Source organism: Bartonella sp. Raccoon60 (genome assembly GCF_002022585.1).
In the GTDB taxonomy this organism is placed as follows: domain Bacteria; phylum Pseudomonadota; class Alphaproteobacteria; order Rhizobiales; family Rhizobiaceae; genus Bartonella; species Bartonella rochalimae.
In genome coordinates this window covers 338568-355986 of record NZ_CP019786.1, presented here as the reverse complement: position 1 = coordinate 355986, position 17419 = coordinate 338568, and the positions used below count along the sequence as shown (strand labels likewise).

At 38.1% G+C, this 17419-nt stretch carries 13 protein-coding genes; all 13 read right to left on the bottom strand.

Annotation, left to right across the window (positions count from 1 at the left end; translation table 11 throughout):
• Positions 1-4: 4 nt before the first annotated feature.
• The 13 genes from ligA to murD all read right to left on the bottom strand — a co-directional run bounded on the left by ligA (position 5) and on the right by murD (position 17419).
• On the bottom strand, positions 5-2182 hold the full coding sequence (gene ligA / locus Bra60_RS01405) for an NAD-dependent DNA ligase LigA (protein WP_078688379.1): 2178 nt from the start codon (positions 2180-2182) through the stop codon (positions 5-7).
• 106 nt (positions 2183-2288) lie between these two features.
• A complete protein-coding gene (gene recN, locus Bra60_RS01400) occupies positions 2289-3956 on the bottom strand; it encodes a DNA repair protein RecN (RefSeq protein ID WP_078688378.1) in 1668 nt (555 codons plus the stop codon).
• A gap of 6 nt (positions 3957-3962) precedes the next feature.
• Positions 3963-4856, bottom strand: a complete 894-nt coding sequence (locus Bra60_RS01395) for an outer membrane protein assembly factor BamD (protein WP_035006174.1) — start codon at positions 4854-4856, stop codon at positions 3963-3965.
• 156 nt (positions 4857-5012) lie between these two features.
• Complete coding sequence (lpxC, locus tag Bra60_RS01390; protein WP_078688377.1) at positions 5013-5879, bottom strand: UDP-3-O-acyl-N-acetylglucosamine deacetylase; 867 nt, start codon at positions 5877-5879, stop codon at positions 5013-5015.
• 205 nt (positions 5880-6084) lie between these two features.
• Positions 6085-7836 (bottom strand): cell division protein FtsZ, encoded by a 1752-nt coding sequence (ftsZ, locus tag Bra60_RS01385; protein ID WP_078688376.1) that lies wholly within the window; start codon positions 7834-7836, stop codon positions 6085-6087.
• A gap of 66 nt (positions 7837-7902) precedes the next feature.
• Positions 7903-9198 (bottom strand): cell division protein FtsA, encoded by a 1296-nt coding sequence (ftsA, locus tag Bra60_RS01380; protein WP_078688375.1) that lies wholly within the window; start codon positions 9196-9198, stop codon positions 7903-7905.
• Entirely contained in the window at positions 9195-10124 is a 930-nt protein-coding gene (locus Bra60_RS01375; RefSeq protein WP_442856035.1) for a cell division protein FtsQ/DivIB, read from the bottom strand. The genes ftsA and Bra60_RS01375 overlap by 4 nt, the downstream gene beginning before the upstream one ends.
• Entirely contained in the window at positions 10091-11011 is a 921-nt protein-coding gene (locus Bra60_RS01370) for a D-alanine--D-alanine ligase (protein WP_078688373.1), read from the bottom strand. Before Bra60_RS01370 ends, Bra60_RS01375 begins: the two co-directional genes overlap by 34 nt.
• Before the next feature lie 225 nt (positions 11012-11236).
• On the bottom strand, positions 11237-12214 hold the full coding sequence (gene murB, locus Bra60_RS01365; RefSeq protein WP_078698009.1) for a UDP-N-acetylmuramate dehydrogenase: 978 nt from the start codon (positions 12212-12214) through the stop codon (positions 11237-11239).
• Positions 12192-13619 (bottom strand): UDP-N-acetylmuramate--L-alanine ligase, encoded by a 1428-nt coding sequence (murC, locus tag Bra60_RS01360; RefSeq protein ID WP_035006186.1) that lies wholly within the window; start codon positions 13617-13619, stop codon positions 12192-12194. The genes murB and murC overlap by 23 nt, the downstream gene beginning before the upstream one ends.
• Positions 13603-14739 carry an undecaprenyldiphospho-muramoylpentapeptide beta-N-acetylglucosaminyltransferase gene (gene murG / locus Bra60_RS01355; RefSeq protein WP_078688371.1) on the bottom strand — a complete coding sequence of 379 codons (1137 nt, stop codon included), beginning with the start codon at positions 14737-14739 and terminating at the stop codon, positions 13603-13605. The genes murC and murG overlap by 17 nt, the downstream gene beginning before the upstream one ends.
• Positions 14729-15886 carry an FtsW/RodA/SpoVE family cell cycle protein gene (locus Bra60_RS01350; RefSeq protein WP_078674088.1) on the bottom strand — a complete coding sequence of 386 codons (1158 nt, stop codon included), beginning with the start codon at positions 15884-15886 and terminating at the stop codon, positions 14729-14731. The genes murG and Bra60_RS01350 overlap by 11 nt, the downstream gene beginning before the upstream one ends.
• Before the next feature lie 126 nt (positions 15887-16012).
• Positions 16013-17419, bottom strand: coding sequence for a UDP-N-acetylmuramoyl-L-alanine--D-glutamate ligase (gene murD / locus Bra60_RS01345; RefSeq protein WP_078688370.1), 1407 nt, complete (start codon positions 17417-17419; stop codon positions 16013-16015).

Sequence of the window (17419 nt, the reverse complement as noted above, 5' to 3'; positions counted from 1 at the left end):
GGAATCACTGTTTGAGATGAAAATTCTCAATATAATGCCCATCAATTAACTTGAGCCAGTTTTTTTCATCCAGAACCTCAATACCTAATTGCTGTGCTTTAACTAGTTTCGATCCTGCTCCGAAACCTGCAACAAGAAGATCAGTCTTTTTAGAAATAGAATTCGATGTCTTAGCACCTAACCGTTCTGCCAAGGACTTTGCTTCGTCCCTTGACATATGCTCCAAATTTCCCGTAAAAACAACGATTTTCCCTACTATTGGTGAATAATCTATTGCAATAGGCGCTTCATGAAGAGGAGTTACTTCCTTAAGTAAGGCCGATAAAACATCACGGTTATGCACCTCCTGATAAAAATCAATAATCGCTTCACCAACACGAGATCCAATTCCCTCAATATTGGTTAATTCCTTCCAAATCTCATTACCTTCACTGTTTTTATCAGGCGGCATAATAGCCGTCATCGCTGCAGTTTCAAAAGCAATGTAATTTTGGTAAGCACGAGCAAGACGTTGTGCCTTAACCTCACCAATGTGACGAATGCCTAACGCAAACAAAAAACGACTTAAAGAAATTTCACGACGAGCATTAATAGCATTATAAAGTTTACGAACTGAAACAACTCCAAAACCTTCCATATTTTCCAAACGTCTCAAAGAATTCTCTTGACGTCGTTGTAAAGTGAAAATATCCACCGGCGAACGAATACAAAGCGTTTTATCTTGAGCATGAAAAAAAAATTCCACTTGTTTTCTACCAAATCCTTCAATATCAAAGGCATTACGCGAAACAAAATGACAAATTCGCTCAATTGCTTGTGCGGAGCAAATAAGTCCACCCGTACATCGGCGAACTGTTTCACCTTCTTCACGAACAGCATGACTCCCACAAACAGGACATACGTGAGGAAAAATAAAAGCAGGAGTATCTTTTGAACGCTTTTCAACAAGGACATCGACAATTTGGGGAATCACATCGCCAGCACGTTGTATAATCACAGTATCGCCCACACGGATATCACGTCCTTCACGAATTAGCTCACCCTTATGACCGATTCCTTTAATATAATCTTCATTGTGCAAACTTGCATTAGTAATGACAACCCCACCTACAGTAATAGGTGTAAGACGAGCAACAGGGGTTAATGCCCCAGTTCGACCTACCTGAATATCAATATCTTCTAAAAATGCTATAGCTTTTTCTGCTGGAAATTTATGTGCAATTGCCCAACGTGGTGAACGAGCAACAAACCCTAAACGCGTTTGGAGCATTAAATCATTAACTTTATAAACAATCCCATCAATATCATAATCTAGTGATTGACGACATTCTTCGATAGAATGATAATATGAAATAAGATCTTCTACTTTTTCAAAAACCTTTGTTAATGGATTAATAATAAAGCCATATTCTTTAAGCTTTTTCATCATTCCTATTTGGCTTTCAGCAGGCATTTCACTTACTTCACCCCAAGCATAAGCAAAAAATTTAAGATTTCTGCTAGCGGTTATCCGTGAATCAAGCTGACGTAAGGAACCAGCTGCTGCATTTCTAGGATTTGCGAAAACTAACTTCCCTTCTTTCTGTTGGTTAATATTGAGTAACTGAAAATCTTTCTGTCCCATATAAACTTCACCACGAACCTCAATAATATCAGGAAAATTACCCTGTAAAATCTCTGGAATATCAGCAATTGTTCGCGCATTTGTAGTGACATTTTCACCTATGGATCCATTTCCACGCGTTATAGCACGTACAAGTTTTCCTGCCTCATAGCGTAAAGATAAAGATAAACCGTCAATTTTTGGTTCGGCTGTCATTTCTATTGTCTGTGTTTCTGGCAATCGTAAAAAACGACGAATACGTTCAATAAATTCACTAACATCTTCAAAATTAAATGCATTATCCAAAGACAGCATTGGCTGTGCATGAATAGATTTTTCAAATTTTTCAGAAATCGGTGCACCAATTTTAGATGAAGGAGAGTCCGCACGAATTAATTCAGGAAAAAGAGCTTCAATTTCCTCATTACGACGACAAAGAGCATCATATTCTGCATCAGAAATTTCAGGCTGGTCATCACGATGATACAACACATCATGATGTGCAATTTCTTTTGCCAACCATTCCAACTCACTTGCTGCTTCAAGAGCGGTTAAGTTTTTAATCACATTTTTGTCCATAAATTCTATTCCAAATCTTGAATGATGATTATACACAAATCCCAATGATTATTATAAAAAGAATCTAAATGAACATCTGTTTGTTAGTATTTTCATTACTTCTTAATTATGTCTGCGCTAAAAGCTTTTGGGCTGCTGCACGTGCTTCTTCAGTAACTTGTTCTCCTGCTAACATGCGTGCAATTTCTTCTGCACGTTCGTGAGTTTCTATTTTATTAACACTCGTAACAAAGCATCCTGTATCGCCGCTTTCAACCTTTGAAATCAAAAAATGATTATGGGCCTTAGATGCTACCTGCGGTGCATGCGTGACAGCAAAAACTTGAATATTTTTTGATAAACGCAGCAATCGTTGTCCAATTGCAGCAGCAACAGCTCCACCAACACCTGTATCAATTTCATCAAAGATTAATGTTGGTGCTGATCCACGATCAGCTAATACAACCTTCAATGCTAATAAAAAACGAGACAATTCACCACCAGAAGCCACACTTAATATCGGCCCTGCTCGTGTTCCAGGGTTTGTACGCACCCAATATTCAACACGATCAATACCATCTGGACTATATTTTTCAGCATCACTCTGTATTTCAACGATAAATTCTGCTTTCTCCAATTTCAACGCTGGTAGCTCATCCATAACGCTTGAAGATAAACGACGCGCTACTTCTTGACGTTTTATCGAAAGCGCTTGTGCCAATATATCGTACTCTTTTTGCGCTTTTTGAGCTTCAGTCTCTAAATGAACGAGTGTTGCTTGAGCAGAATCAAAATCAGCCAGTTCAGCACACATTTTATCGCACAACTGAGCAAGTTCATCTCCAGAAACATGATATTTGCGAGAAAAGCCTCGAAGTGCAAAAAGACGTTCTTCTATTCGTTCTAACTCGTTAGTATCAAAATCCAATGCTTGCATTGCAGCTTCAATACAATCTTGCGCTGTTGTGAGTGCACGCAATGCATCGTCAATAGATTTCACTATAGGTATAATCAAATCCTGCGCTTCAGGAATTTTCCGCTCCAAACGTCTTACCAAATTAGCAAGAACAGGGATTGGTGATTTTGAACCTCCTAAGAGATCATCAGCCTCTCTAATATCTGTTGCTATCTTTTCTAATTTAAGCATATCAGCCCGACGAAGAGACAAAGCATCTTCTTCATCAACTTTAAAATCAAACTTATCAAGTTCTTCTACACTTGCACGAAGATAATCAACTTCACGTACCGCACTTTCAACTTTAACATGTTGTTGTTGCACACGTTCTTTTAACGTATGCCATATGCGATAGCACTCGCGCAAATTTTCTACTTCACTTTCAAGACCACCAAAAGCATCTAATAATTGACGATGTGTACTAATATCAACAAATGCACGATCATCATGTTGTCCATGAATTTCGACCAACATACGGCCAATATCGCGCATCAATGTAATGCTAATCACTTGATCATTCAGAAAACCACGACTACGACCATCACTCGATTGTACACGTCGTAGAATGATATCACCTTCACAATCAAAACCATTTTCACATATCAGCCGCCGCACAGGATGCGAAACAGGAACATTAAAAACAGCCGTTACTTGCCCCTGTGTCATACCATGACGCACAAGGGAAGAATCTCCACGTCCACCAAGAGCCAACGATAGAGAGTCAAGCAAAATAGATTTCCCCGTTCCAGTCTCCCCAGTTAAAACGGACAAACCTTCTGTAAAATGAATATCAAGTCTTTCGATTAAAACAATATTATGAATCGAAAGCTGGACCAACATATGAAATTAATTCACCTTGCTCTTATTGCCACTCAAAGCACGAGAAATCCAAGAAGATTTGTGCTCTTTAGGCGATATACTATTCTTTTGCAGTAAATCATAAGAAAATTTATACCATTTACTTTCTGGATAATTTCGCCCCAAAATCGCTGCGGCTGTCTGCGCTTCCATAGTTAAACCAAGAGCAAAATTAACTTCTGTCAATCGGAAAAGTGCTTCTTCAATCTGATTTGTATCTGGATATTCTTCAATCACAGTACGAAATCTTCTACTTGCTGCTAAATATCGCTGACCTTCTTCATAATAACGACCAATCTGCATTTCCTTACCAGCTAATTGCTCTCGGCCAAAACGTATTTTAGCCTTAGCATCGCTGACATACTCTGATTCTGGATAGCGCTCTATCAAAACCTGCATAGCAGCAATAGCACGCTTCGTATCCTGCTGATCACGTGTAACATCAGGAATCCGACGGAAAGAAGAGAGACCAATAATATAGTAAGCATAGGCAGAATCATCCGCTAGCGGATAAAGAGAAATATAATGCTGTGCCATAGAAATTGCATCATCATACTTAGCTAACCGATAATTTGTAAAAGCACCCATTATTAACGATTTACGACCCCAATCAGTATAAGCATATTGTTTTTCAATAATAGCAAACTTTTTTGCTGCTTCACTAAGCCGCCCCACATCAAGATTAGCAAGTGCTTGATTATATAAAACATCTGGTGGATCTATTTTTAAAACATGCATAGATGGATCAAGGATATTTTTTCCTTTACCTAAACAACCTGCCAAAAAGCAAGTTCCTCCTAAAAGAACCCCAATCAAAACTTTGCGTACAATGGTCAATTTTCTATGCGCTATATTCCCAATATACTTATCAGGTTTTTTCATAATCTCTCAGCCTCCAGAAAATATCATTTTACAGAAAAATACTCATTAAATTTTGTATCATATCGTTTTCAAAACGACTAACAAAATCTATATACTTTAAATCTATAATCCGCCTTTAAATTATATAAAATAAAGTAAATTTTATTTTTTTCCTACTTACATATTGCTTTTTTCGTAACACGATTCGTCCTGTAAAACAGCCTTAACTAATTTTGAATTAAGAGCATGCCCACTACAATAAGAACGGAATAATCCAATAAAAGGTGCACCAAGTAAAGCAGTATCACCAATAGCATCAAGCATTTTGTGTCGAACAAACTCATTTTCAAAATAAGCGCCAGCTGGATTAATAATTTGATCATCAAGACCAATAATAAGAGAGTTTTCTAAAGAAGAGCCTATTCCTCTTCCAGAAGTCCATAATTTTTCCACATCCTTCACAAAACCAAAAGTGCGTGCACAAGACAAATCATTTTTAAACCCTTGTGCAGTAAGATCAAAGCTCAAATGTTGTTTGCCAATAACAGGAGTAGGAAAAGAAATTGTAACATCAAAACGACACCCCTCAAATGGTAAAAACTCAGCCATACCACTTGCTGTTTCAACACGCACTGGTTTTTTTATAACAAAATAAGATCGCAATGCTGTTTGCTGAACAATACCTATCTTTTCAAAACCTTGACAATAATGCCATGAAGCACCATCCAAAATAGGAACTTCATTACTTGACACCTCAATGATGAGATTATCCAGATTATACGCAGCAATTGCGGCCATCAAATGTTCAATTGTCTCAACTCTTATATCTCCATGTCCAAGCACTGTTGATAATTCAGTTGCTCCAACTTGCGATGCATGCGCTGGAAATATTTGCTCTTTTCCATCTATGCCATAACGCTTAAAAACAATACCACATTCAATATCAGCTGGCTCAATCTTCATAACAGATAAATGTCCACTATGAACACCACACCCTTCAAATATTAATGTATCTTTAAGAGTCGATTGATATTTCTGTCCCAATTAATAATACCACTTCATTAATATTCTTAATAATTTTTTGGAATCTTCATAAGACTATCAAAAATTATCTCTACAATAAATAATAAACCCATTTAATGAATGGATTTATTATTTTCTATAAAAACTCCACAAATTTTACTATAATAAAGCTTCCATTGTATGATGGATAGAAATATAGAGTTCTCTTATTTCAATTTTCTATACATTAATTTGCTTGACGACGCAAAAACGCTGGTATTTCCAACTCGTCCTCTTCACTGATACAAATGTTTTGATCCTGCGATGCAGGTTGCTGCGACTCGGTAGAGTAACGAGGCATATAAACAGAAGTATCTTGAGAAAGATCCTGAGGATTGGCACTAGAAATATGAAAATCTTTATGCGAAGAAGAATTGACAGCAGGCTCTAACCGAGCTTCTGGTTCAATTTCTTCACGATACGTCAAACTTTGTTTCAAACGCTGCCAAAGATTACGTGGTCCTTGATCGACACTAGAAAAATTTGTACTTTGACTCCGAATAGAAGACGGAAAATCTTTTAACTCAGGCATACGCACCGGCGTTGAACAAGATTGTGTTTGCACTTGTTTTTTCTTCTGTTCTGCAACTCCAACCTTGTCATCAAGAACATGTGCTGTTGCTTCCATTCCCACTGCTCTAGCCATAGGCTGTTGAGAAACACAACCAGCCTGCATACGTAGTGAACTTGATGTCTTTGCATGTATATTTTGCCCATAAGGAGCAGTGTTTACAGTTCGTGGAGTATATGTTGTATCTGTAGTCTGCACAAAAAATTGACTTTTTGGACAAAATGGCTCTTCAATTGGCTGTTTCATTTCTACTTCTAGCGCTTCTATAACTTCTACCATTGATTCAGAACGCAAAGATGATGATGACTGAGAAGCAGTCTGCGTTACTCCAGTATCATTTTTACGCATTGAAGCTACAGGCCGATGAAATTTAGGATGTGAAGGTTGTATTATATCATTAATCTCACGATCAATACCAGTAGCAACCACCGATACACGAATAACACCCTCAAGTGACTCATCATCAATAGCACCAAAGATAACATTTGCATCAGCATCAACTTCTTCTCTAATACGATTAGCCGCCTCATCCACTTCAAACAAGGTCATATCACGACCACCCGTAATGGAAATCAAAAGGCCACGGGCTCCACGCATAGAAGTGTCATCTAACAACGGATTTGCAATAGCAGCTTCAGCAGCAGCCAAAGCACGTCCATCACCAGATGCCTCTCCAGTTCCCATCATTGCACGACCCATTTCATGCATAACAGAACGAACATCTGCAAAATCAAGGTTAATCAATCCTTCTTTAATCATCAAATCTGTAATAGAAGCAACACCAGAATAAAGAACTTGGTCGGCCATAGCAAAAGCATCAGAAAATGTTGTTTTTTCGTTCGCAATACGAAAAAGATTTTGATTCGGAATAACGATTAATGTATCAACCGATTTTTGTAATTCTTCTATGCCAGCTTCTGCTGTCTTCATTCGACGTGCACCTTCAAATTGGAAAGGCTTCGTCACAACACCAACAGTCAAAATACCTTTTTCACGTGCCGCATTAGCAACAACAGGTGCGGCTCCGGTTCCCGTGCCTCCACCCATACCTGCTGTAATAAAAACCATATGAGAATCTGCAAGATGATCGATAATTTCATCGATACATTCATCTGCAGCAGCTTGACCAACTTCTGGCAAAGCACCAGCACCTAAACCTTCTGTTACTGCTGCACCTAGCTGGATCACACGTTCAGCTTTTGACATAGCCAAAGCCTGTGCATCTGTATTAGCAACAACAAAGCCAACTCCCTGAAGACCAGCATTTATCATATTATTCACGGCATTTCCGCCACCACCTCCAACACCAAAAACGGTAATACGTGGCTTCAATTCCGCGATATCTGGCCGGTGCAGATTAATTGTCATGTTTTTTTTCCTTCTCATAAAACACCGCAAGCCAAAGCGATGAAAATTAATACCCAAATAGACCTACTAAAAACTCTCACGCAACCACTGACCGACACGTTGAAAATACCCACCTGTGCCAGTTGATAATTGTCTCACTGTTGTATGAATTGTTTTTTCTTCAAAACCCGCTAATTGCGGATAGATTAACAATCCAACAGCTGACGAAAACGCCGCTCCTTTTGCAGAAGCAGGAAGCCCAGAAACACCTAAAGGCCGCCCTATACGAACATTTCTTCCTAATATATTACGCGCCATCTCTGGCAACCCAATTAACTGACTTGCTCCTCCAGTTAAAATAACCCGCTTACCAACAATATGACCAAACCCAGAACAACTCAAACAATCACGAAGCATTTCTAATATTTCTTCAACACGCGCCCGAATAATACGACTAAGAACTGCACATGGATATTGAGTTCGCTCATTTCCAATTTCAGCGACATTAATCATATGATGAGCATCAGTACTTTCTGAAAGCGTTGAACCATACATAACTTTTAAACGCTCTGCTTCTTCAATAGACATAGACAATCCCCGTGCAACATCAAGAGTTATATGGTGCCCACCAATTGAAAGTGTATCTGCATGAACAAATTTCCCTTCAGAAAATATTGAAAATGTTGTTGTTCCAGCCCCAAAATCAATACATGCAGCTCCTAAACGTGCCTCATCATTAATCAAAACTGCAAGACCACTCGCAAAAGGTGTTGCGACCATTGCTTCAACACTTAAATGAGCACGATTAATACAAGCTTCCAAATTACGTAAAGATGCTGTTTCTGCTGTCACCACATGCACATCCACCCCAAACAATTCACCCATCATTCCAACGGGATCAGAGATTCCTTTATCTCCATCCAATATATAAGATATCGGAACGGAATGCATAATATGCCGTTCAGCCTCAAAAGCTTTACGCGAAACATTTGCCAAGGCCATACGCATATTACGCGCAGTAACTTCACGCCCGCCCAAATGTACTGTACCGTTAACAAAAGTACTTTTTAATCGGTTTGAGGAAAAATTTACAATAACTGAATCTACCACCAAACCAGCCATTTTCTCTGCAGCATTAACAGCTAAACGTATTGATTGTTCCGCTGCAAGCATATCCATAACAACACCAGATTTAATTCCACACGAGCGCTGTACACCAAAACCCAAAACCTCCATAAAATGTGTACGACCGTGTAAATGTTGCGGATATTTCAAAGGACGTAAACAAGCAATAAGACAAACAACCTTACTTGAACCCACATCAAGAACTGTTAGAAAACGCGTCTTGCGCCCCCTCCCATGATGTGATTTCAAAAACATCATATATTCCTTTCTTTTAATACCTTTAAAATACGTTCTTCTTCCATTACCGTCGCACGATGCTGTGCTAACACTTCATCTGACAAAGCAATCGTTATTCGATCAGAAAGACGTAAATCAATGCTTAAAGCATCGCGAGAAAAAAGATCTTTTGCCGTATTTGTCTTTAAAAGAGCAACAAGCCTTTCAACAGCGCCTTGCTCAGGCAACATAATACGCACCCCATTTTCTAAAAAAATATCCCAACGTCGATCACCCACACGCACATAAGCACGAATACGATCACGGAATTGCGAATATGGTAACAACGACTGAATAAATAACTTCGCTGCTCTTTGCGCTCCCTGACCAACAACAAGTGGTAAATTCTGAACTAAACCCGCCTGAAATGGTAAAATAATACGCCCTGTATCATCAATCACATCCATTACACCATCATGTTGCCAAATTGCGTATGGCTCACGCTCTACCATTGAAATACATATCCGGTTAGGATAAATTTTCCGAATATCAACCGATTGAATCCAAATTTGTTGTTCTAAAGTAGAACGTGCTTTATCAACATCAAAGCTAATAATTGATGGATGAACATCAAGCCCTAAAAGCTTCAAAATATATTGTTTTGTCATATTTTTATTGCCACTCATATCAACATGAGTAATCACAAAACCAAAATTTAATGTCACAAGCCTTATAATTCTATTCACATGACCGCTAGAAACAATGCCATAAAATAAGGAAAGCAAGAAAAAAGAAAAAACAGCAAAAGAGCCAAAATAACGCGGCACATGAATATCAGAAAATACAAATTGCAATATAAATCGGAGAAAGCAACGATAAAAACGTGGGAAAATTGGCGTTGATAGCGCCTTTAAAATTCCCATTTCGCCAACATTTAACGCATACATGACGCGTCCTCCACTATCCATTTAACAATGTCGCTATAAGTACGACCACTTGCTTTTGCAATATCTGGCACAAGAGAGGTTGATGTCATACCAGGCTGCGTATTAATTTCGAGCCAAATCAGCTCTTCCGTTTCTTCATTAAAACGAAAATCAGAACGACTAACACCTCGACAACCTATCGCTTGATGCGCTGCTAAAGACATTCTTTGCACTTTTTGGTAAATATTTAATGAAAGTTGTGCAGGACAAATGTGAATAGAACCTCCGGACTTGTATTTTGAATCATAATCATAAAACTGGAAATGTTGATCAGGTATAATCTCACAGACATCTAAAACTTCATCACCCAAAACAGCGCAACTAAGCTCCCGACCAGGAATATACTTTTCAACGATTACCTCATCTTTATCCATCCGCTCAGAGCTTACTATATTATGAGGTGGAAATGCTTCATCGCCATTCACAATAATAACACCAATGCTCGATCCTTCATGCACAGGTTTAATTACATAAGGTGGTTCCAAAGGATGTTGTGATCCAATTGCACAACGATCCATTACATAAGAAGGAGCAACAGGAACACCAGCACTAGCAGCAATAATTTTTGCCCGCCCTTTATCCATTGCTAATGCTGACGCCATCACTCCAGAATGCGTATAAGGAATTTTCAAATATTCAAGAATGCCTTGAACACATCCATCTTCACCAAACGAACCATGTAATGCATTAAAAACTATATGTGGTTGTAATTTCTCAAGAACAGAAGCAATACGACTATCAACATCTACACGAGTTACAGAATAGCCATGAGCTTCAAGAATATCAGCGCAAGCAGAACCAGAAGATAAACTTACAGACCGTTCTGATGAAAGTCCTCCCATCAATACAGCTATATGCTTACCTCTCATAACGACTTATCCTTCTTCATATACTAAATACAGAATATATAAAAATAAAAATACTATATATAGGAAAAAGCTAGATTTATCTTTGCGAATCAATAGCCTAGCGTCCTCCCTAATGAATCAGACTCAAGGGCTTGATGCAAGAGCTTCTCTGTTAATTTATTGATTTTTAATAGATTTTTTTTCTTATCTCTTTGAAATGACTCAATTTTTTTAGTTATAAAAAAATCAATTATTCTGATCAAAAAGAGAGACTATACGATCTTGTTCAAATTGGCCAATACGCTGTATTTCCCACTGTAATAAATGTCCTGAATGAGCAAAAACACGAGCACGTACTGTTTCTCCTAATTTTTCAAGATCATAACCTGTTGCTTGATCAATATTAATCATAAAATTACAGTGCATCTCACTCATTTGAGCACCCCCAATTTTTAAACCACGGCACCCAGCCTCATCAATAACACGCCATGCAGATGTACCTACAGGATTACGAAAAGTGGATCCACCTGTTTTTTCACGAATAGGTTGTACCTTCTGCCGATGCAAAGCAACTTCCTCCATAGCTGCGCGGATATGATGTCTATTCCCTTGCTCCCCTTCCAATAAGGCAGCAACAAAAACAAAATCATCAGGAACATCGCAAAAACGATAAGAATAATGTATATCGTTCACACTCAATATATGGCGTTGTCCTTTACGATCAAGCGCATAAACTTCAACAACACGCTCAGCAGTTTCAATACCATTAGCTCCAGCATTCATTTTTAATGCTCCTCCACAACCACCAGGAATACCATGATAAAAATGAAAACCAGAAAGTTCCGCTTCTAAAGCTGCTGCAGCCAAATGTTTACCCGCTACCGCAGCACCAACCAAAAAGCGTTTTGATGACACTTGCTTCAACTGCCCAAAACCTTTTGCGGAAAGACGAACAACAATACCAGGGATACCTCCATCACGGACCAGAAGATTAGAACCAATCCCCACAATCGTTACAGGAATGGTTTCAGGCAAAGACTGAAAAAATAAAACTAAATCTGCTTCATCAGAAGGTTGATAAAAAATCTCAGCGAGTCCACCGGTGCGAAACCATGTTACCTTACGCATATTGACATTAGGCATTAATTTGCCTCGTATACCACGTAACGCCGGCTGTAATTTCTTTAACAGCCCTTCACCATCAATCGGCCGAAAATTTGTCATTGTTATCAAGTACCATTAATTGATCGGGCAGTGCGTAAGCCCATTGTGTGATGCTACCAGCACCCAGAAAAACCACATAATCACCAGATTTAGCTAACCTAGATACAATAGAAATAATATCTTCTAAACTATTAATCAGATGCACATCACGGTGGCCAGCCATCTGAATATGCTCAACTAATTCTTTAGAACCAAAACCAGCTATTGGCTCTTCACCAGCTGCATAAACCGGTGTAATCATCACTGTATCCGCATCATTAAAACAAGTAGAAAAATCATCAAATAGATGATACAAGCGCGTATAACGATGTGGTTGCATAATCGCAATGATATTTCCTTTTGCGCTCTCACGTGCTGCATGCAAAACTGCTTTTATTTCAACTGGATGATGCCCGTAATCATCAAATATCTCAACTCCGTTCCAATTCCCTGTTTTCGTAAAACGCCGTTTAACACCACCAAACTCTGCTAATCCTTTCTTTATAGCTTCAGGTGAAATGCCGAGTTCATGTGCAATAGCAATTGCTGCAGTAGCATTAGAAACATTATGCTTCCCCGACATCGGCAAAATCAAATTGTTGATTTCAGTTTTTTCACCTGTTTTTCGTGATCGAATAAGAATATCGAAACACGCTTTTTGACCCTCCATTGAAAGATTAAGAAAACGAATATCTGCTTGTGGATTTGCGCCATACGTAATCACCCAACGATCATGAATACGACTAGCTAATGTCTGAACTTCTGGGTGGTCAATACACATAACGGCAAAACCATAAAAAGGCACATTTTCTACAAACTGCCGAAAAGCTTCACGTATAGCATTAAAATTGCCATAATGGTCTAAATGCTCAACATCGATATTGGTAACAACTGCTATATCAGCTGGCAATTTTAAAAACGTCCCATCACTTTCATCAGCCTCAACCACCATCCAATCCCCATCTCCCATACGTGCATTAGTCCCGTAAGCATTTATAATACCGCCATTAATGACTATCGGATCAAAATGACCTGCATCAAGAAGTGCAGCTACCATTGACGTAGTTGTTGTTTTTCCGTGCGTACCACCAATAGCAATTGTCCGACGAAAACGCATTAACTCAGCAAGCATTTCTGCTCGCTTAACAACTGGTAAATGCCTTTTTTGGGCAGCAATATATTCAGGATTTGTTTTCTTAATAGCAGTAGAAATAATAACAACTTCCGCTGCTCCTAAATTTTCAGCACGATGTCCTATACAAATATTAATTCCCTTATTCTGTAAGCGTTCAACATTTGCGTTATAAGTTTGATCAGATCCTTGAACTTTATAACCAAGATTATGAAGAACTTCAGCAATTCCGCTCATACCTATACCTCCAATTCCTACAAAGTGGATAAGGCCAATATTAAGCGGCATTTTCATCAAATAACTCCTTTTTAATATCTAATAATGATCGTTCTAAAATCAATGCTTCAACCATATTTGCCAAAATAACGGTTGCATAAGGTTGCCCAACTTTTTTTGCAGACAGTGCTTGTTTTTCCAATAAGTGTGGCTCACAACAAACTTTTGTCAAGAGAGAAGCAAGTCTTTGCGTATCTAAATTTTTTTCTACTATAATCTGTGCTCCTCCTATTTCAGAAAGTTTAGCAGCATTCTCTGCTTGATCGTGATCTAGAGCGTAAGGATATGGAATAAATAAAGCTGGCCGACCAATCACAGCTATTTCACAAACTGTCGAAGCACCAGCACGTGACATAATAAAATGGGATTGAGCGATATGTTCAGCTATATTATCAAAAAAACGTGCAACTTCTGCCTGCACTCCCATATCATGATAAATTTTCATGAGATCTATGGTTTCATCATAAACCTGCTGAACAATGCGTAAACGTTTCCGTATACTTTGATCAAGTAAGGTAACTGCTCCAGGAACAACTTGTGAAAAAAAAGCTGCCCCTTGGCTTCCACCAAAAACCAAAAAATGAAATGGTTGCTCACCTATAGAAGGACAATAAGGAATCTTTGCAGCTTGAAGAATAGCCTTACGAACAGGATTACCTGTTATGAATGTTTTATGAGCATAAACACTGTTAGCTGATAATAAACCACCGGCAATAGCATTGACTCTAGACGCCAATAATCTATTAGCACGTCCCATAACAGCATTTTGCTCATGAATAAATGTCTTATATCCTATTAAGGTAGCAACTAAAAGTGGTGGAAAGGTAGGATAACCACCAAACCCACCGACAAGAACAGGTTGCAATTTATAAAAAAGCATCCATGATTGAAACATTCCCTTTAGCAAATACCAAAATGTTTTTATAAGTGCAAAAGGATGACGTCTTACAAAGGTTGCCGATGAAATAACATGAATATGTTTCTCATCAAAATGGCGGATAAAACGCTTAGCTCTTTTATCTGTCATCAAATGAACATCGTATCCACGTTCTCTCAGTTCAACAGCAAGCGCTTCTGCAGGGAAAAGATGCCCACCTGTACCACCAGCAGATAAAACAATAACTTTTTTATGTGTCATCAGCAGTATCCGAAACAAAAGTTGATAAAACAGTTGAAATACGCGCTTCTGGCCAACGACGTGTCAAACTCAGTAAAATACCTATCGAAATTGCAATTGCTACCATAGATGAGCCACCATAAGAAATAAAGGGTAGCGTCATACCCTTTGGAGGCATTAGGTGAAGATTAACCGCCATATTAATTGCTGATTGAAAACCAATTATCATTGCTATACCAGCAATACCAAAACGTGTGAAGATATCACGAGTGTTCAACGCTATATAAAGAGAACGTATAACAATAAAACCAAAAAGTGCTGTAATCAATAAACACAAAATAATACCATATTCTTCAGCTGCAACAGAAAATACAAAATCTGTATGGCTATCAGGAATAATACGTTTCACTGTACCCTCACCAGGACCTCTACCAAACCATCCACCATTTAAAATAGCTTCACGCCCTACATCAACCTGAAATGTATTACCTTCCCCTGTTAAAAAACCATTGATACGTTCACGGACATGATGAACAAAAAAATAAGCTAAAAAGCCTCCTAAAATGCCCAAAATAAGAAATAAGAAGACGACAATAAGAGGCATACCTGCAATAAAAAATAAGCCACCCCATGTTGCACTTATTAAAAGTGTTTGACCAATATCTGGTTGCAAAATAAGAAGCGTACAACAAATCACATATAGTGCAATAACCAATATACAGATAAGAACGCTTTTACGCTGTAGCTGTTCCGCAAAAAGCCAAGCAGATATAATAACAAAAGCCGGTTTCATAAATTCCGATGCTTGTAAAGAAATACCAAACACAGAAATCCAACGCCGTGCCCCTTTTAACTCAAGACCAAATAATAAAGTTGCAATCATAAGTACAAGCGTTGCAAACAATAACAAAATACATAAGCGGCGAATATTACGAGGCGAAAAAAAAGAAATAGTAATCATGATCACAAATGCAGGAATACTAAAAATAATATGCCAACGAACAAAATAAAAACTATCAGAAATTCCAATTTTTTTTGCAACAGAGGGGCTAGCTGCAAAAGATAGCATGATACCAATTCCCATAAGGATCAAACAAGCAGTAAAGATAGAGCGATCAATTGTCCACCACCAATTAGAGATTGGGCCTCGATCTGCACGAGTTATCATCATCTTCACTTTACCTTTTATAATCACATCTAAAAGAAATAATGTGATTTTCCTAATATCTTTGATGAGCAATTTAATCTAAATTACACTCAAAAAGATTCTCGACGGTTAACATAAAATAACTTTTTACAATTCTTGCTTCTTTAACTGCATAACAAGAGAAACAAAAGTCTCTCCACGTACCTCATAATTCTTAAATTGATCATAACTTGCACAAGCTGGAGAAAACAGAACCACAGCTTCTTTCTCCATATCACGGGCTGCATCACTAGCCGCTTCGCGGACTGCATTTTCTAAAGTCAAACTCATCGAAAAAGGAAAAGCAGAACCGATAATGCGCGCAAAATTTTCCGCTGCACTACCAATTAAATATGCTTTACGAATTTTATAAAAAAATCCTTTAAGAGCATCAATCCCACCTTCTTTTGCCTGCCCTCCAACAATCCAAAAAATATTATTAAAAGTAGTCAGTGCAGGAACAGATGCCTCTGCATTGGTAGCCTTACTATCATTAATAAACAAAATAGATCCAATTTTACACACCTGTTGCATTCGATGCGCAAGCCCTAAATAGCTTGCTAAATGCTCTTCTATATCTAAGGTAGTAATTTTTAATATCTGCAAAGTTGCTAAAGCCATAAGAGCATTTTCTGCATTATGACTTCCACGTAACGAAGCTATATTTGCCAAATCTGCAAGCATATGATGTTGCCCATGATAAATAGCAAAAAGTTTTGTTCCTTCTACATAAAAACCATTTTTAACAACATGCTCTTTAGACACTGGATCAATTGGATAACCTTCATCAAAAAGCTTTTGATATAAAGCACAGCAAACCAAACTATCAATTGAAATAAGAGCACGAGAAGCTCTAGAAACAACGCGTTCTTTGACCTGCACATAGCGTTCAAAGCTACCATGGCGATCAATATGATCAGGTGTTAAATTCAACAAAAGACCAACAGTTGGCTGAAGAGACGGAGCTAATTCTATTTGAAATGACGAACATTCAATAACATAAATACGTTTTTTTACAAATGGCTTAAGCGTTAATATTGCTGTTCCAATATTACCTCCCATTTGCACATCATAACCCATTTTTTCTAAAAGATGAGCAAGTAAAGCAGTGGTTGTTGATTTACCATTTGTACCTGTAATAGCAATAAATGGAACATCCTGGTCATCAAAACCATTTTGCTGTAAAAAAAGATTACGTGCACGAACAAATAGCTCAATATCACCGATAATTTCGATATTTTCTTGACGCGCTTTTTCAACAACCCAATGTGGCCTTGGATAAGTTAAAGGCACTCCAGGAGCTAAAATCAACGCAACAAATTCTGTCCAATCTTCATAATACAGATTCTTTGTGGGAATATTTTCCTCACAAGCAGCTTCCACACTAGAACAATTATCATCCCAAGCAACTACTTCTGTACCGCAAGCAATTAAAACTTTTGCTGTAGCTATTCCTGATTTCCCTAACCCAAATACAGCAACTTTTTGACCTTTATAACACTCAACAGAAATCAA